Here is a 16,919-nt window from a genome sequence, read left to right as displayed (position 1 = left end):
GGGCGGGCGTCCTGTGAGCCGCGGCCCGCGTTCTGCCCAGGCGCACCGGGACTGGGGGACGGATGAGACAGGGTGCTCCGTCCTGCACGTCGACATGGACGCCTTCTTCGCCTCGGTCGAGCTTCGCCGCCGTCCCGAGCTGGTCGGGCGCCCCGTCGTCGTCGGCGGGTCGGAGCGCAGCGTGGTCCTCGCAGCGACATACGAGGCGCGTGCCTTCGGCGTCCACTCGGCCATGCCCATGGCTCTCGCCCGCAGGCTGTGCCCACAGGCCGTCGTGCTCCCCCCCGACCATCTGGCGTACCAGGAGGCCTCGCGTGCGGTGATGGAGATCGTCCACGAGGTCACGGCGCTCGTCGAGCAGATCAGCATCGACGAGGCATTCCTCGATGTCAGCGGGGCCCGGCGTCGGCTCGGGGCGCCCACCGCGATCGCGAGGGATCTGCGGGAGCGCGTGCACGCAGAGGTGGGCATCACGTGCTCGGTGGGGATCGCCACGACCAAGTTCGTCGCGAAGCTCGCCTCGACGCACGCCAAGCCCGACGGCATGATGCTCGTCCCCGCCGCCGCGACCGTGCCGTTCCTGCGGACCCTTCCGGTCGGCGCACTGTGGGGCGTGGGGGAACGGACCGAGAAGCTGCTCGCCGACTGGGGCATCACGACCGTCGCGCAGCTCGCGGACACCGAGGTCTCGGCCGTGCAGGCGGCGGTGGGCAAGGCTGCGGGCGCGCACCTCCACGACCTCGCGTGGGGTAGGGACCCGCGTCCCGTCGAGCCCGGGCGTGCAGAACGGAGCATCGGCGCGGAGACGACCTTCGAGCACGACCTGTACGACTCCGCGGTGATCGGCTCGGCGTTGCTGGGGCTCGCCGACCGCTGCGCCGCGCGGCTACGGCACCAGGGCTTCGTGGCGCGGACCGTCAGCGTCAAGGTCCGCACGTCCGACTTCCGGACCCTCACGCGCTCGAGGACGCTGCGCGCCCCGACGGACGTCGCGCAGGAGATTCACCAGGTGGCCCGCGAGCTCGTGGAGTCGGTCGACCGGCGGGGGCTCCCGGTGCGGCTCGTCGGGGTGCGGGCGGAGAACCTCGAGCCCCGGAGCACGTCGGTGCTCCAGCCCACGCTCGACGAGGCGGTCCAGGAGGAAGCGGGGTCGCGGCGTGCTGCCGAGGAGACGCTCGACCGGATCCGTGACCGTTTCGGGGTGAATTCCATCGGTCCGGCGTCCACCCGTCGACGCTCGACTACCACCAGGGCAGATGTCGATCTATCCTGAGAGGGACACACTTCAACTGCCGACACCCGGGGGTGCCCATGCCTCTGTCTGAGTACGAGCAGCGCGTACTGGAACAGATGGAAAGAGCGCTGACCTCGGATGATCCGCGGTTGGCGACAACGCTTCAGTCCACGCCCCGCAAGTCCGGTCTGCGCTACGTCGCGGCCGGGATCGGCGTGGTCGGTGGACTCCTTCTCCTGGTCGTGGGTGCGGCGACAGCCAACCCCTGGCTCGGTGTCGCCGGGTTCGTCGTGATGTTCGCGGGCGTGGCCTTCGCCTTCTCGGCACCGCGCAAGCGCGCGAGCGGCCCGGTGGGCGTCGTCGACGGAGACGGGAAGGTCACCCCGCCCCGCGGAACGACCAAGACCTCACCTCCCAGTCAGGGCTTCCTCACCCGACTGGAAGAGCGCTGGGACCGTCGACGTGAGCAGGGCGGTCGCTGAGTCCCTCGCGGACACCGGAGACCACCTGCTCGAGCAGCGAGGTGAGTATCTCCGGAGCGGGAGGCTGCCAGGTCCGGGCGTATCGCTGGGCCTCGACGGCTGACGTGAGCGTCACCAGGGCGTCCGTCGTCGCGACGGGGAGCTGCCTTCCCGTGCGGGCGACCACCTGAGCGACCACGAGCGCTGGTACGTTGCGCAGCGTCGCCGAGGCAGGCCAGCGGATGTCCAGGTCTGCGAGCTGTTCGGTCAGTTCCGCCCAGGTGCTCTCGACGTCCGGCGTGGGGTCGGGTGCAGTACGACGGCGCGCGATCAGCCACGCGAGCGCCGACAGCACCAGCAGCACGACCAGCGCGCTCCCACCGATGATCCAGGTCCGCTGCCCACCCTCCTGGGCAGCACCGGTCCCACCGTTGACGTCGGGAGCCGGTCCGGTCGTGGGCGCCGTGGTGATGGGCGCGTTCGGGGTCGCGGCGTTCGTCGGGACATCGCCGGGGTCAGCCGGCGCCGGCGCGTTGTTCGAGGCGAGGAGAGGGTCGGCCCAGGAGGGGACCGGGCCCGCCTGGACGGCTGGGGTGGGCTCGAAGCGGACCCAGCCCTGACCGGGGAAGTAGAGCTCGGGCCATGCGTGCGAGTCCTTGCCCGTGACCTCGAAGAGGTTGTCGCTCGTCCGTTCGCCGGGCAGGAAGCCGACGGCCATGCGCGCGGGGATCCCGATGGATCGGGCCATCATCGTCATCGAGGTCGCGAACTGCACGCAGTAGCCCTGACGGTCCTGCAGGAAGTTCCACACCGTGTCGTCGGTCTGACCGTCAGGGACTTCTGTCGAGTAGGTGAACCGGCTCCCGTCACGGAAGTAGGACTGCAGCGCGACGGCCGCGTCGTAACGGTTGCTCGTGTCCGCGGTGATCTCGGTGGCGAGGGAGCGGATGTCCTCCTGGTGGGACGAGGCCGGGACCTCGAGCAGGTTCGGGTCGTCGAGGTCACCACCTTCGCTGGTGCGCAGCGCCTGGGCGGTCAGGTCGCGCGGGTGGACGACGAAGGAGTACTCCATCCCCGGCTCGGTCGCCTCGTTGCCCGTCACCTCGTCGCGGGCGTCGTCGTAGAACCACTCGCCCGGGGCGGTGATCGTTCGAGGCTCGGTCGGCAGGACGAGCCGTTCGTCTCGCAGGGTCCGGAGCGTGACGTCGACCTGGCGAGGCTCGCCGCCGCCGCTGATCCCCCCGCCGTCGGGCCACAGGATGTTCGACTCCTCGACCTGGGGGCCCTGCCGGGCGTCGCCGCGTCGCCAGTTGCGCCCGTCGAACCCGGTCAGGGTGAACATCCGCAGGGGACCGACGTCCGTGCTGCTGGTGTCGTTGGCCCGGTCCTCGGGGAACTCGTAGGTGAGGGCGACCTCTTCCGAGCGGGCCTTGAGGTTGCTCTCCATGTCGAGGTCGCTGGCCAGACGGACGGTGGGGCCCGCGCTCGTGAAGAAGGCGGTCCACGGCGACCGGACGATCTGAGGGAGCGCACCGGCGGCGGATCCCGCGACGAGGGCGACGAGGGCGATCGCGAGGGTTGCGGCGAGCGTGGTGCTCGCGCGCAGAGCACGGGTGGCCCGGTCTGCGGACCGGACGGTCGTGGCCGAGGTCGTGGTCCGGCGGACGGCCCGGTGCGGGTTGTCGACGGCGACGAGCAGGAGCAGCGCCGTGACCGTGACGACGAAGACGGCGGGCGGGACCGAGCCCTCGATGACCAGCGGAGGGATCCACAGGGCCAGGAGGGGCAGGCCGGCGGCGGCGGGCAGCCGGAGACCACCCGCGATCAGGTCGGTCAGGAGGAAGACGAGCGCGGCACCGCCCACCGCGATGAGGACGAGGGGGAACGACGGTTCGATCGGTGAGGTCTCGGTGGCGATGAGCTGTCGACCGGCCGCGAAGCGAGCGAGCACCCTGTCGAGGCTCGCGCTGCTGATCGCCAGGTCGATCCCTCGGGACGTGACCCCTCCGAAGAGAGCCAGCAACCCCCAGGCGCCGACGAGCAGGCCCGCGAGAGTGGGGACGAGCGAGCGCGTGCGTGACACCGACGTGGAGGGTCGCGTCTCGAGGAGAGCGCGGGTGACCCAGGTGACCAGTCCGAGGACCAGCAGGAAGGAGGTGCCGGTGCGGGTCCACGGCCCGGGCCCGATCAGCACGGTCAGGGCGTGGAAGGACGCGACGGTCGCGACGAGGACCAGGACGGTGGTGGCCGCGGTCCGCGACAGGTCGGCGCGCCGGGTGCTGACGGTCGGGGTGGTCACCGGTGCTCCTCCATGAGCCTGTCCCAGGCCTGGTCGATCGATGTGCGCTGCGGGTCGACGTGCACGGCGTGCCAGCCCGTCGCGCGCAGCGCGCCCAGGGACTCGTCGAGCTCGGGCGAGGCAGCGGGTCCGACGACGAACGCCCAGTGGTTGCCGTCGCCCGCCATCGCGGCGACCGCCTGCCGGGCGAGCGGCCCGAGGGGCGCAAGGATCGCGACCGTCAGCTCCGCGGGTCGTCTGGTGCTGCGCAGCGCGTCGGCGGTCGCGGTGAGCGCGGCCTCGGCGTCGCGCCGGCTCGTGTGCCCCTGGAGGTCGACCGTCTGGTCGAGGAGCTGGGCCGTGCCCTCGGAGCGGCGCCCGGGCGAGTACGGGATCGCCTCGACCGCGGGAGCGCCCGTCGAGGCGACGAGGCGGACGGGGTGGCCGGCGGCCAGCAACGAGATCCCGACGGACGCGGCGGCCTCGACGGCCCACTCCCCGTCCTCGGCCGCCGACGTGGAGCGCGCAGTCCCCGGCGGGGGAAGGGTCGAGCGGTCGAGGAGCACGGTCACGGGCGGCATCCCGGCGCTCTCGTCGGTGCGCACCATGAGCTGTCCACGCCGGGCGGCGGTCGCCCAGTGCACACGGCGGGGGTCGTCACCTGCGACGTAGTCACGCAGCACGCTGTCGTCGCTCGACGACGTCCGCGCGCCGTGGGCCGATCGCGCGAACTCTCCGAAGGCGCGCGCCCCGCGCACCGAGAGCTCGGTCGTGCGGGGCCACACGGTGACGGTGCTCGGAGCGCCCAGGGGCTGGGCCGCCCGCACGAGGCCGAACACGTCGACACGGCTCGTCAGCACGGGCCCGAGCGCCCAGCGTCCGCGGTGCTGGGGGCGCAGGCGGTAGCGCACCGCGATCCGGTCCGGATGCGTCACGACCTGTGCGCGCAGCGCGTCCTGCTCGCAGAGCTCCCCGGCGGCCTGCTCGCTGATCTGCAGGCGGGCGAGCCGCCCGAGCGCGGTCGCGGTCGGCTGGACGGGGGCGACGACGAGCCGGGTGGTGACCTGGTTCCCGCGCACCGCCGGGTCGGGCTCGACCTTGCGGCCGACCTGGAGGGCACCGCGGCCGCGGTCGATGCGACGCACGGCCATCCACACCCAGGACGAGAGGACCGCGAGGGCCCCGGCGGCCCCGAGCCCCACGACGTCGCGCAACCCCAGGGCCGATCCGACGGCGATCAGCACGACGCTTGCGCCGAGGACGGCGTTGCCCCGGACGGTGGGCCGGACCCGGGCGAGGCCTCGCGGGCGCCGGGGTGGCGTGCGGGCGCCCGGCATGTCAGCGGCTGTCCGTCGACGTGTAGGCGGGGATGGGTGTCCGCTCGACGATCGAGGTCACGACGTGGGCGGCGGTGTGGCCGGCCAGGCGGGACTCGGTGGACAGGATCAGCCGGTGCGCGAGCACGGGCGGGGCGAGCAGCTGGACGTCGTCCGGCAGGACGTGGTCACGGCCTGCCATGGCTGCGACCGCCTTGGCTGCGCGGAGCAGCTGGAGCGACGTGCGGGGCGAGGCGCCGAGCTTGAGCCCGGGGTGCTCGCGCGTCTGGGTGACCAGGGCGAGCACGTACCTCTTGACGGCGGGCGACGCGTAGACCGAGCGGGCGACCTGCGCGAAGCGCAGGATCGTCGGTCCGTCCACGACGGGGTCGATGTGCTCGAGCGGGGTGTCCGACTCCTGGCGGTCGAGCATCTCGAGCTCGGCCTCGACGTCCGGGTAGCCGACCGTGAGGCGCGCCATGAAGCGGTCGCGCTGCGCCTCGGGCAGGGGATAGGTCCCCTCCATCTCGACCGGGTTCTGCGTCGCGACCACGAGGAAAGGGCGGGGGAGGGGGTGGGTCGTGCCGTCGACCGTCGTCTGCCCCTCCTCCATGCACTCCAGGAGGGCCGACTGCGTCTTGGGCGACGCACGGTTGATCTCGTCGCCGATCACGATGTTGGAGAAGACGGGTCCGGGGCGGAACTCGAAGTCGTGCGTCTGCGTCCGGTAGATGTTGACGCCCGTGAGGTCGCTCGGGAGCAGGTCGGGCGTGAACTGGATGCGTCCGACGTGGCAGTCGATGGTGCGTGCGAGCGCCTTGGCGAGCGTCGTCTTGCCGACTCCGGGCACGTCCTCGAGCAGGAGGTGGCCCTCCGCGAGGAGCACCGCGACCGTGAGGTGGACGAGCTCCGGTCGTCCGGAGATCACCGACTCGATCCGGGAGCGGATCCGACCGGTCGCCTCGACGAGCTCGCCGAGAGGATCGAGGCCGTCACGGGACGGGGGAGAGGTGTAGTCGGTGAGCACGAGAAACCTCCGTTGGCCACGCTCGGTGTGCGGACTCGCAAGCCTAGTTGACCATTGTCCCCACTCTCCTCCCCGTCCGGATCGCGAAATGCTCGAGGACGCCTCGAGCGGTGCGGACGAGCCGGGCGAACGTGAGGAAACGACGCGGGTGCCGGTGGTGCCGGGGCCAGGCGCCCCACTGTGTCCTCCACCGTCTGACCTGCGGAGATTGTGCGAAGAGGGGTGAAGTGGCGGCGATATCCCGGGCTTCGTGGAGGCATGTGGAGTACTGTGGAGGAAGTGGGAGCAGGAGGGGAGGGCACGGCGGATGAGCGAGCTGTTCAGCGGTTCCCCGAGCCTGCTTCTCGGCACCTACACACCCCGGCTGGACGACAAGGGGCGCCTCATCCTCCCCGCGAAGTTCCGCAGCCAGCTCGCGCCCGGGCTGGTGATGACCAGAGGGCAGGAGCACTGCCTCTTCCTCCTGCCCATGGACGAGTTCCGACGCATGTACGACCAGATCCGTCAGGCTCCCGTCACGAGCAAGCAGGCACGGGACTATCTCCGGGTCTTCCTCTCGGGGGCGAGCGACGAGATCCCGGACAAGCAGGGACGGATCTCCATCCCGGCCCCTCTGCGGGCGTACGCAGGACTCGACCGGGACGTCGCCGTGATCGGCGCCGGCACCCGCGTGGAGATCTGGGACGCCACGGCGTGGTCGACCTACCTCGCCGAGCAGGAGGCCGGGTACGCCACCACGGCGGAGGAGGTGCTTCCCGCCCTCCGCTTCTGACGGACAGCACGACCAGCACGAGCTGTGTACCGCACGACGACATCAAGAGCTGGACGACGAGGACCTGACGCTCCCGCAGGACGAGGCCTCCTCCCGCCCGGTCTGGCGCACTTCCCCGGTGCCAGAACGGACGCGGTGGGAGACCTGGCCCGGCGGCGCGGAACGGTCTCACCGGCACGACGCACGACAGGCAGACACCGAAGACCATGCATCACCCCACGAGCAGCACGACGAGCACCGACCAGGAAGGAGGCGTCATGTCCACACCTCGCAGCACGTCAGGAGCGGGAGCAGAGGACCGGCACGTCCCGGTGCTCCTCCAACGTTGCGTCGACCTCCTCGCCCCCGCCCTCGTGGCGCCGGGATCGGTCCTGGTCGACTGCACGCTCGGCATGGGCGGGCACACGGAGGCCGTCCTGGAGCAGATCCCGACGGCACGGGTGATCGGTATCGACCGTGACACGCAGGCCATCGCGCTCGCCTCCGGGCGGCTCGCGCGGTTCGGTGACCGGTTCCAGGCCGTGCACGCCGTCTACGACGAGATCGGCGACGTGATCGCAGACCTCGGCCTGCCCGCGGTCCAGGGAGTGCTGATGGACCTGGGGGTCTCGTCCCTGCAGATCGACGAGTCGGAGCGCGGCTTCTCCTACGCCCACGACGCGCCGCTCGACATGCGCATGGACGCGACCACGGGGCTCACGGCGGCGGACGTCCTCAACACCTACGACGAGCGCGACCTGGTCCGGATCCTGCGGGAGTACGGCGAGGAGCGGTTCGCGCAGCGCATCGCCCGCGCGGTGATCCGCCGGCGCGAGGTCGAGCCGTGGACCCGGAGCGCGGCCCTCGTGGACCTCGTGCGCGCCAACATCCCGGCCGCGACCCGCAAGACGGGCGGCAACCCGGCCAAGCGCACGTTCCAGGCGCTGCGGATCGAGGTCAACGGTGAGCTCGAGGTGCTCGAGCGCGCGGTCCCGGCGGCCGTCGAGGCCCTCGCCGTCGGTGGACGCATCGTCGTCGAGTCGTACCAGTCGCTCGAGGACCGCATCGTCAAGCGCGAGCTGGCGCGGGGCGCGACGTCGAGCGCACCGGCGGGCCTGCCCGTCGAGCCAGAGACCCACAAGCCGTACCTGAAGCTGCTCGTCCGCGGTGCCGAGGAGGCCCCGGCCGACGAGCTCGAGCACAACCCGCGCTCCGCGTCGGTGCGCCTGCGGGCCGCGGAGCGGCTGCGTCCCACACCCGACCACCTGCGTCACCGCAACCGAGGGGAGAAGCACTCATGAGCTCACGACAGGCTGCGGCCCGTCCTCTGTCGACGCCGGCCCCCGCTCCTGCCCGTCGGGCGTCGCTCACGGCGCTCCCGGGCGGTGCCGCGGGACGCTCCTCGCGGCCCCGGCTCGAGGCGGTCCGTGCGCCGCTCCAGGTGCGTTCACGCATTCCCTTCCTCGTTCTGTGCATGTCGATCCTCGCTGCAGCGCTCCTGGGTGCTTTGCTGTTGAACACCACGATGGCGAACGGCTCGTACCAGATGTCGAAGCTCCGGACGGAGGCGGGTGTGCTCGAGCAGGACACGCAGGCCCTCGACGCCCAGCTCCGGGCTGCCGAGACGTCGCTGCCCGAGCGCGCGGTCGGGCTCGGGATGGTCGAGTCGGACGCACCCACGATGCTGCGGCTCTCCGACGGCGCGGTCATCGGTGCTCCGGAGGCGGGAAGCACGCCGTGACCGGTGGGACGGGGCGCAGGACCGGCGAGAGCTCGCCGCGTCCCTCCGCGTCGTCCCGGACGGCGGGTGCCCAACCCGCCGGCTCGGCCCGCCCTGGAGCGGGGCGCAGCTCCTCTGCCGCACCGCGCGCAGGCGCGCCTCGGACCTCGACGGGTACGACGCCAGCTCGCAGAACGACCGCTCCCCGGACGGGTCACGCCTCGGGGGCGACGTCGAGCCCGGGCGGCCGGGGTGGCAGGACGCCCGCGAGCAGCCCGACGGGCACGGCGGGTACGACCAGCAGGGCGCCCGCGACCAGCAAGGCGCCCACGACGGGCAAGACCCGCGCGCCCGGCAAGGTCGCCAAGACGACATCCGGGAGTGCCAAGCCTTCCACCCGGACGACCGCCCTCACGCCGCGCGCCGGTGGCGGGACCGGCGGCGGGCGGGGCCTGGGGCGACCGGGGACTGCGGCGGTGCCCAGCCCCGCTCGCCCCGAGAAGCGGCAGCGCTGGGTCATGGCCGTCGCGCTCCTGGTCCTGCTGTTCTTCGCCGGGCGTCTCGTGTACGTGCAGGTCGTCATCGGTCCCACGCTCGCGGCCAGCGCGGAGGCGACGCGTACCCAGTCCCACGTGACGCTCGCGCACCGTGGGGACATCACGGACTCCGACGGCGTGGTCCTCGCCACGTCGATCGACCGGTACACGGTCTCCGCGGACCAGGAGACGATCCCGAACTTCGTCCCGTCGAAGCGGCACACGATCGACGGCATGGCGGTCGAGGAGACGGGGGCCGTCGGCCTGGCCAAGCTCCTCGCGCCGATCCTGGACCGTTCGGCCCCCGAGCTGGCGGCCGAGCTCAGCGGCACCAACGGACGAGTGAACCGGAACGTGGTCCTGGCGAAGGGCGTGGTGCCCGAGGTCCAGCGGCAGATCGCCGAGCTGGGGGTCTCGGCCTACATCAGCACACGGCTCACCACGACCCGGACGTATCCCGCGGGAACCACCGCGGGCAACATCGTCGGGTACGTGGGCGAGGACGAGACGACCGAGAACGTGATCGGTCGTGGGGGGATCGAGGCCGCCTACGACGACCTCCTCACCGGCACGCCGGGCAGCGAGAGCTTCCAGCGCGCGGGCGGAGCGGGCGGGGTCCGGATCCCCGGCAGCACACAGGAGACCGTCGAGGCCGTCCCGGGGTCCTCGGTCGCGCTGACCCTGGTGCGGGACATCGGCTGGAAGGCCCAGGACGCGGTCGACAAGGCCGTGGCAGAGACCGGTGCCGACTACGCGATCGCGGTAGTGCAGGACGTGAAGACCCAGGAGGTCCTCGCTCTCGCCGACTCGGGGGCGATCGACCCGAACGACCGGTCCGACGCGCGCGTCGCGGACGGCAGCCGTGCGGTCAAGGACGTGTTCGCGCCCGGGTCGACGGGCAAGGTCATCACGATGGCCGCCGCGATCGAGGAGGGCCTCGCGACCCAGGCGAGCCAGTACGAGGTCAACGACCGCTACACGACCGCCAACGGGGAGACATTCCAGGACTCGCACTCGCACGCCATGGAGCGCATGACGCTGGCCGGCATCCTCGCGCAGTCCTCGAACACGGGGACGGTCATGGTCGGGCAGGACATCCCCAAGCAGCAGCGAGAGGACTACCTGCGCAAGTTCGGCTTCGGGTCCAAGACGGGCCTCGGCCTCCCGGGCGAGTCCGCCGGCATCCTCGACTCGGCGAAGAACTGGGACGGCCGCACGGAGTACGCGGTCCTGTTCGGCCAGGGGCTCGCCGTCAACGCGGTGCAGGCCACGAGCGTGTTCTCCACGATCGCGAACGGCGGTGTGCGGGTCGCTCCCACGCTGCTCAAGGGAACGACGGGCCCCGACGGCGTGTTCGTCCCGGCCCCCGAGCGGGAGACCACGCAGGTCGTCTCGGAGACGACCGCGGACCAGGTCCTGCACATGATGGAGGCCGTCGTCGAGGAGGGCTCGGGTACCGAGGCCGCGATCGACGGCTACCGGGTCGCGGGCAAGACGGGCACGGCCGAGGAGGTCGGGGCGGGGGGTGGCCTGACCGACATCATGGCGTCGTTCATCGGCGTCGCCCCGGCGGACGACCCGCAGTACACGGTCGCGGTCTTCCTCAAGAACCCTCGGACCAACATCTTCGGCGGCATGGTCGCGGCGCCGGTGTTCAAGGACCTGATGAGCTTCACGCTCCAGAACCGGAACGTGCCCCCGAGCTCGGTCGTCGAGGAGCCGTACCCGACGACCTGGTGACCGTTCGACCCCCAGGCACGTCTCGCCGTCGGGCCTGCGCGCGCGCCCCGCACGAGGCCTCGGGTCCGTGCGGGCCCGCGGGCGGCACCCACGGCGGGTCCCGGCCATCGTGCGGTGCAGCGGGAGTTCGGCGTACCCTGCCGCGGCCACGCGTGAAGGTCCCGTGAAGTACCGGGTCCGGGCCTACCAGCCGACCGGTCGGGACCGTGATGCACGGTAAGTTCTACTCGTGACATCCCCGATCGACCGTCTTCGCCCCACCACGTCCGCACACCACTCCGCTCAGGATCTCGCGACCACCTTCGAGCTCACGGTCGGCACCGGACGGACGGCCACCGACGCCGATCCCGGCGCGCTCGCGGGCGTCGAGATCTGGTCGGTCGCCTCGGACAACCGCGTGGCTGCCGACGGTGACCTCTTCGTGGCGCTGCCCGGTGCGAGCACGCACGGCGCGAGCTTCGCGAGCGGTGCGATCGACCGCGGTGCCCGGGCCGTCCTGACGGACCCGCACGGCGCCCTCCTCCTCGACGAGGCGGGCGAGCACCGGGTCCCGGTCCTCGTGACCGACGACCCCCGCAACCTCCTGGGGCGGGTCGCCGCCTGGGTCTACGGGGCTCCGGCCGAGCACCTGACGACGTTCGCCGTGACGGGCACCAACGGCAAGACCACGACGACGTACCTGATCGACCACGTCCTGCGTGCGCTGGGCTGGAAGGGCGGGCTGATCGGCACGGTCGAGATGCGCTCGGGCGACCGCGTGCTCCCGAGCCGGCTCACCACACCCGAGGCCGCCGACCTGCAGGCGCTCCTGGCCACCATGCGCGAGGACGGCGTGAGCACGCTCGCGATGGAGGTCTCCTCGCACGCCCTGGCGATGCACCGGGTCGACGGCTTCGTGTTCGACGTGGCGGGCTTCACGAACCTGAGCCAGGACCACCTCGACTTCCACGGCGACCTCCAGGAGTACTTCGACGCCAAGGCGGCGCTGTTCACCCCCGAGCACGCGCGTCGTGGTGTGGTCGTCGTGGACGACGCCTGGGGCCGGCGCATGACCGAGGCCGCGACGATCCCCGTCGCGACGCTCTCGGTCACGGACGGTGGCGTGGACACGGACTGGACGGTCGTCGACGTGGTCGCCGAGGGTGCGGCCGGCAGCGCGTTCACGCTGCGGCACCGCGACGGCCGGGAGCTCCGCACGACGACGGCGCTGCCCGGGGGCTTCAACGTCGCCAACGCGGCCCTCGCGCTCGCCATGGTCCTCGAGGCAGGAGCCGACCTCCGCGACGTGCGCGCCGCGCTCGAGGTCGCGGGCGGCGTCAGCGCGGCCGTCCCGGGCCGCATGGAGGTCGTAGGCACGGCCCCGCGCGTCGTGGTCGACTTCGCGCACAACACCGACGCGCTCTCGCTAGCCCTGGCCGCGCTGCGTCCCACCACGACGGGCCGCCTGCACGTGGTGTTCGGTGCCACGGGCGACCGGGACAAGGGCAAGCGCCCGCGCATGGGCGCGGTCGCGGTCGAGGGCGCCGACGTCGTCGTGGTCACCGACGACGACCCGCACGGCGAGGACCCGGCCGCGATCCGGGCCGAGGTGCTCGCCGGGGCGCTCGCCGCCCTGGACGCGGCCCACGGCGCGACGGGCACCGCGGGCACGGCCGGGACGCCCGCGCGGACCGTGACCGAGGTCGCGCCCCGGGCCGCCGCGATCCGTGACACGATCCGGGAGGCCGGTCCGCAGGACACGGTGCTGATCGCCGGCAGGGGCCACGAGGTCTGGCAGGAGATCGCCGGGGTGGACCATGCCCTGGACGACAGGGTGGAGGCGCGGGCCGCACTGGCCGAGCGCGACGAGACGACGAAGGAGCACGGAGCATGATCGAGCTGACTGCGGCGGAGGTCGCCGCAGCGACCGGAGGACGGCTCGCCGCCGACCCGGACGTGAGGGTGACCGGCTCGGTCGTCATCGACTCCCGGCTCGCGGGACCCGGCGCGCTCTTCGTGGCGCTGCCCGGTGAGCACGTCGACGGGCACGACTACGTCCCCGTCGCGGTCGGCAACGGCGCGTCGCTCGTCCTGGCGGCCCGTGACGTCGACGCGCCCGCGGTCGTGGTGGAGGACGTGCAGACCGCGCTCGGGGCGCTCGCGCGCGAGGTCCTGCGCCGGCTGCGCGCGGCCGGGGACCTCAAGGTCGTCGGCATCACGGGCTCGGTCGGCAAGACCACCACGAAGGACCTCCTGGGGCAGCTCCTGACGCCTCACGGGCAGACCGTGGTGCCGCGCGGCTCGTTCAACAACGAGATCGGCCTGCCGCTCACCGTGCTCGAGGCCGACGCCTCGACCCGCTTCCTCGTCCTCGAGATGGGGGCCAGCGGCATCGGTCACCTGACCTACCTGACGCAGATCGCGCCGCCGGACGTCTCGGTCGTCCTCGCGGTGGGCAGCGCCCACCTGGGCGAGTTCGGGGGGATCGAGGCCGTGGCCACGGCCAAGGCCGAGATCGTCGCAGGGCTCGTCCCGGGCGGTACCGCGGTCCTCAACGCCGACGACCTGCGGGTCGTCGCGATGGCCGAGGCCGCGCCCGGCCCGGTCGTGACGTTCGGGACGATCCCCACCGCGGACGTGCGTGCCGAGAACATCGGCATGGACCGTTCGGGCTGCGCGTCGTTCGACCTGCGCGTGCGCGGCGCCGAGCCGGTCACCCACCCGGTCCAGCTCCGCCTCGTGGGCGAGCACCACATCTCCAACGCGCTCGCGGCGGCCGCCGCGGCGATCCAGGTGGGGCTCGACGCGGCGGCGGTCGCGGCCGGCCTGGCCGGGGCGAACGCGATCAGCCCGCACCGCATGGCCGTCACGCAGCGTCCCGACGGCATCACGGTGATCGACGACTCCTACAACGCGAACCCCGACTCGATGCGCGCTGCCCTCAAGGCGCTCGCGGTCATGGCCGGGCGCGAGCGGCGGTCGGTCGCGGTCCTGGGCGAGATGCTGGAACTCGGACCCGACTCGCGCGCCGCTCACGACGAGATCGGCCGTCTCGTGGTCCGATTGAACATCAAGCTGCTCGTCGTGGTCGGTGACGGTGCCGGCGGCATCCACGACGGCGCCACCCAAGAGGGGTCCTGGGGCGATGAGACTCGGTTCGTACCTGACGTCGAGGCGGCCTCCGCGCTGCTGCGCGACGAGCTCCTGCCCGGCGACGTGGTCCTGGTGAAGTCCTCGAACGGCTCGGGCCTGTGGCGCCTGGGCGACGAGCTCGCGGGCGAGGTGCGCGCATGATCGCGATCCTCGTCTCCGCGTGCGTCTCGCTGCTCGTGGCGCTCCTGGGCACCCCGCTGTTCATCAAGTTCCTGATCCGTCGCAACTACGGCCAGTTCGTCCGCCAGGACGGCCCGACGGCACACTTCACCAAGCGCGGGACGCCCACCATGGGCGGGGTCGTCATCATCGGGGCGACCCTGATCGGCTGGGCGATGTCCTACGTCGTGTCCTCGATCGTGTCGGAGACGCCACGGACCCCGAGCATCTCGGCGATCCTGGTGCTCTTCCTCATGACCGGTCTGGGGCTCGTCGGGTTCTTCGACGACTTCACCAAGATCCGCAAGCAGCGGAGCCTGGGGCTCTCGCCGCGCGCCAAGATCATCGGCCAGGGCATCGTGGGCATCACGTTCGCGGTCCTTGCGCTGCAGTTCCCCAACGAGAACTTCCGCACGCCGGCCTCGACGCACATCTCGTTCCTGCGGGACACCAACCTGGACCTGGCCTTCGCGGGAGCGACGATCGGCCTGATCCTCTTCGTGCTCTGGGCCAACTTCCTCATCACGGCGTGGTCGAACGCGGTCAACCTGACGGACGGGCTCGACGGCCTGGCCACGGGTGTCTCGATCATCGTGTTCGGCTCGTACATCCTCGTGAGCATCTGGCAGCTCAACCAGAGCTGCCAGGTCATCGAGGCGGCCGGTCCGCGCTGCTACGAGGTCCGCGACCCGCAGGACCTCGCGATCGTCGCGGCCGCGATCATGGGCGCGTGCGTCGGGTTCCTGTGGTGGAACGCGAGCCCCGCGAGGATCTTCATGGGCGACACGGGGTCCCTCGCCCTCGGTGGCGCCCTGGCCGGTCTGACGATCCTGTCTCGCACCGAGATCCTCGCGGTCATCATCGGCGGGCTGTTCGTCCTCATCGTGCTCTCCGACGTGATCCAGATCGGCTACTTCAAGATGACGGGCAAACGCGTCTTCAAGATGGCCCCGCTGCACCACCACTTCGAGCTCTCGGGGTGGGGAGAGGTCACGATCGTCATCAGGTTCTGGCTGATCGCCGGGCTGTTCGCGGGGCTGGGCCTCGGGATCTTCTACGCCGAATGGGTGGTCAGCTAGTGCCGGAGGACTCCGTCCCCTCTCCTGCACCGCTCGACCTGACCGTCCCGTGGGCGCAGGCCCGGGTCCTGGTCGCGGGCCTCGGGGTCTCCGGGCGTGCGGCCGCCCAGGCGCTGCGCGACACGGCGAAGGTGGCCTCGGTCGTCACGGTGGACCGTTCGGCCCCGGACGCCGACGCGCAGGACGAGTCAGGTGTGGACCTGAGCCAGGTCGACCTGGTCGTGGCCTCCCCGGGGTGGGCGCCGTCGTCGGCCCTGCTGGTCGCCGCGCGCGCCGCCGGCGTGCCCGTGTGGAGCGAGGTCGAGCTGGCCTGGGCGCTGCGCGCGCCGCGCGCGGACGGCTCGTTCGCCCCCTGGCTCGCGGTCACCGGGACGAACGGCAAGACGACCACGGTCGAGATGCTGGCCTCGATCCTGTCCGCGGCCGGTCTGCGGACCGCGGCCGTGGGCAACGTCGGCACGCCCGTGGTCGTCGCAGCGCTCGACCCCGGGCTCGACGTCCTGGCGGTCGAGCTCTCGAGCTTCCAGCTGCACTTCACGCACTCCATGTCGGTCCAGGCCGGGGCCGTCCTCAACATCGCCGCAGACCACCTCGACTGGCACGGCTCGCTCGACGCGTACGCCGCGGACAAGGGGCGGGTCTACGAGCGCGCCCAGGTGGCGTGCGTCTACAACGTCGCCGACCCGCGCACCGAGCACCTCGTGCGCGAGGCCGACGTCCTGGAGGGGGCGCGTGCGATCGGGTTCACGGTCGGCGCACCCGCTCGTGCCCAGCTCGGGGTCATCGAGGACGTCCTCGTGGACCGCGCGTTCCATGCCGCGCCCGACGACCCCGCGCGCCACCGCAGCGCCCAGGAGCTCGCGACGTTCGCGGACCTGGCCCACCTCGCCGGGCCCGGGGGCGTCGTCCCCGCCCACGTGGTCGCCGACGCCCTCGCTGCGGCGGCCCTCGCGCGCGCCCACGGCGTGAGCGCGCAGGCGGTCCGCGAGGGCCTGCGCGCGTTCCGTCCAGGGGCGCACCGCATCCAGCGCGTCGCGACGGTCGACGGCGTGACGTACGTCGACGACTCGAAGGCGACCAACCCGCACGCGGCCTCGGCCTCGCTCGGCGCCTACGAGCCGGGGTCCGTGGTCTGGATCGCGGGCGGCCTCGCGAAGGGGGCGACCTACGACGAGCTCGTGCGTGCGCGCCTGTCCCGGCTGCGTGCCGTGGTCCTGATCGGTGCCGACCCGGCGCCGATCGAGGGTGCACTGGCCCGACACGCACCCGACGTCCCCGTGGTCCGCATCGATCCCGGTGACACTGGGACGGTGATGCAGCGCGCCGTCGAACGAGCCCGGGACCTGGCGGTCCCCGGGGACACCGTCCTGCTCGCCCCCGCCAGCGCGTCGATGGACCAGTTCACGTCGTACGCCGCACGCGGCGAGGCGTTCGCGCAGGCCGCACGGTCGTTGGTGGGCGCCGAGACCACGCTGGGAGGGTAGTC

General features: G+C 72.3%; 14 protein-coding genes. 10 read left to right on the top strand and 4 right to left on the bottom strand.

What is annotated here, in order from left to right:
• Positions 1-13: 13 nt before the first annotated feature.
• Both ASE15_RS05250 and ASE15_RS05245 read left to right on the top strand, forming a co-directional pair.
• The gene (locus ASE15_RS05250; protein WP_056648826.1) at positions 14-1,273 is read left to right on the top strand and encodes a DNA polymerase IV; all 1,260 of its coding nucleotides are present in this window, start codon (positions 14-16) and stop codon (positions 1,271-1,273) included.
• A 38-nt stretch (positions 1,274-1,311) separates the two neighbouring features.
• Entirely contained in the window at positions 1,312-1,716 is a 405-nt protein-coding gene (locus ASE15_RS05245; protein WP_056762009.1) for a DUF3040 domain-containing protein, read from the top strand.
• Here ASE15_RS05245 and ASE15_RS05240 read toward each other — a convergent pair.
• From ASE15_RS05240 to ASE15_RS05230, 3 genes are all read right to left on the bottom strand, one after another.
• The gene (locus ASE15_RS05240) at positions 1,664-3,994 is read right to left on the bottom strand and encodes a DUF3488 and transglutaminase-like domain-containing protein (RefSeq protein WP_056762007.1); all 2,331 of its coding nucleotides are present in this window, start codon (positions 3,992-3,994) and stop codon (positions 1,664-1,666) included. The genes ASE15_RS05245 and ASE15_RS05240 overlap by 53 nt on opposite strands.
• Positions 3,991-5,217, bottom strand: a complete 1,227-nt coding sequence (locus ASE15_RS05235; protein WP_162259121.1) for a DUF58 domain-containing protein — start codon at positions 5,215-5,217, stop codon at positions 3,991-3,993. The genes ASE15_RS05240 and ASE15_RS05235 overlap by 4 nt, the downstream gene beginning before the upstream one ends.
• Before the next feature lie 94 nt (positions 5,218-5,311).
• Positions 5,312-6,316 carry a MoxR family ATPase gene (locus tag ASE15_RS05230; RefSeq protein ID WP_056762004.1) on the bottom strand — a complete coding sequence of 335 codons (1,005 nt, stop codon included), beginning with the start codon at positions 6,314-6,316 and terminating at the stop codon, positions 5,312-5,314.
• Between the two features lie 337 nt (positions 6,317-6,653).
• Between ASE15_RS05230 and mraZ the strand changes: the two genes are divergently transcribed.
• From mraZ to ASE15_RS05215, 3 genes are all read left to right on the top strand, one after another.
• Positions 6,654-7,088: a division/cell wall cluster transcriptional repressor MraZ gene (gene mraZ, locus ASE15_RS05225; protein ID WP_056649048.1), complete on the top strand. Its 435-nt coding sequence runs from the start codon at positions 6,654-6,656 to the stop codon at positions 7,086-7,088.
• 257 nt (positions 7,089-7,345) lie between these two features.
• Positions 7,346-8,368, top strand: a complete 1,023-nt coding sequence (rsmH, locus tag ASE15_RS05220) for a 16S rRNA (cytosine(1402)-N(4))-methyltransferase RsmH (RefSeq protein WP_056648834.1) — start codon at positions 7,346-7,348, stop codon at positions 8,366-8,368.
• Positions 8,365-8,808 (top strand): hypothetical protein, encoded by a 444-nt coding sequence (locus ASE15_RS05215; protein WP_056648837.1) that lies wholly within the window; start codon positions 8,365-8,367, stop codon positions 8,806-8,808. The genes rsmH and ASE15_RS05215 overlap by 4 nt, the downstream gene beginning before the upstream one ends.
• 193 nt (positions 8,809-9,001) lie before the next feature.
• Here ASE15_RS05215 and ASE15_RS21440 read toward each other — a convergent pair whose 3' ends face one another.
• Positions 9,002-9,154, bottom strand: a complete 153-nt coding sequence (locus ASE15_RS21440) for a hypothetical protein (protein WP_235534198.1) — start codon at positions 9,152-9,154, stop codon at positions 9,002-9,004.
• 109 nt (positions 9,155-9,263) lie between these two features.
• Here ASE15_RS21440 and ASE15_RS05205 point away from each other — a divergent pair, with 109 nt between their 5' ends.
• The 5 genes from ASE15_RS05205 (at position 9,264) to murD (ending at position 16,917) form a co-directional block, all read left to right on the top strand.
• Entirely contained in the window at positions 9,264-11,063 is a 1,800-nt protein-coding gene (locus ASE15_RS05205; RefSeq protein WP_235534195.1) for a penicillin-binding protein 2, read from the top strand.
• A 229-nt stretch (positions 11,064-11,292) separates the two neighbouring features.
• Positions 11,293-12,936 carry a UDP-N-acetylmuramoyl-L-alanyl-D-glutamate--2,6-diaminopimelate ligase gene (locus tag ASE15_RS05200; RefSeq protein WP_056761997.1) on the top strand — a complete coding sequence of 548 codons (1,644 nt, stop codon included), beginning with the start codon at positions 11,293-11,295 and terminating at the stop codon, positions 12,934-12,936.
• Positions 12,933-14,336 (top strand): UDP-N-acetylmuramoyl-tripeptide--D-alanyl-D-alanine ligase, encoded by a 1,404-nt coding sequence (gene murF, locus ASE15_RS05195; protein ID WP_056761994.1) that lies wholly within the window; start codon positions 12,933-12,935, stop codon positions 14,334-14,336. Before ASE15_RS05200 ends, murF begins: the two co-directional genes overlap by 4 nt.
• Positions 14,333-15,433, top strand: coding sequence for a phospho-N-acetylmuramoyl-pentapeptide-transferase (gene mraY / locus ASE15_RS05190; RefSeq protein WP_056648845.1), 1,101 nt, complete (start codon positions 14,333-14,335; stop codon positions 15,431-15,433). The genes murF and mraY overlap by 4 nt, the downstream gene beginning before the upstream one ends.
• Entirely contained in the window at positions 15,418-16,917 is a 1,500-nt protein-coding gene (gene murD / locus ASE15_RS05185) for a UDP-N-acetylmuramoyl-L-alanine--D-glutamate ligase (RefSeq protein WP_082618223.1), read from the top strand. The genes mraY and murD overlap by 16 nt, the downstream gene beginning before the upstream one ends.
• The last annotated feature ends 2 nt before the right edge of the window (positions 16,918-16,919 follow it).

Origin of the sequence: Oerskovia sp. Root22 (genome assembly GCF_001429135.1) — a bacterium.
Taxonomy (GTDB): Bacteria; Actinomycetota; Actinomycetes; order Actinomycetales; family Cellulomonadaceae; genus Oerskovia; species Oerskovia enterophila.
The sequence above is the reverse complement of the archived record's forward strand: the minus strand, read 5'-3'. Positions and strand labels throughout refer to the sequence as shown.

Coding starts and splice junctions, on each gene's coding strand:
- mraY (WP_056648845.1), top strand. CDS start 14,333: ATGATCGCGATCCTCGTCTCCGCGTGCGTCTCGCTGCTCGTGGCGCTC.
- murF (WP_056761994.1), top strand. CDS start 12,933: ATGATCGAGCTGACTGCGGCGGAGGTCGCCGCAGCGACCGGAGGACGG.
- murD (WP_082618223.1), top strand. CDS start 15,418: ATGGGTGGTCAGCTAGTGCCGGAGGACTCCGTCCCCTCTCCTGCACCG.
- ASE15_RS05215 (WP_056648837.1), top strand. CDS start 8,365: ATGAGCTCACGACAGGCTGCGGCCCGTCCTCTGTCGACGCCGGCCCCC.
- rsmH (WP_056648834.1), top strand. CDS start 7,346: ATGTCCACACCTCGCAGCACGTCAGGAGCGGGAGCAGAGGACCGGCAC.
- ASE15_RS05245 (WP_056762009.1), top strand. CDS start 1,312: ATGCCTCTGTCTGAGTACGAGCAGCGCGTACTGGAACAGATGGAAAGA.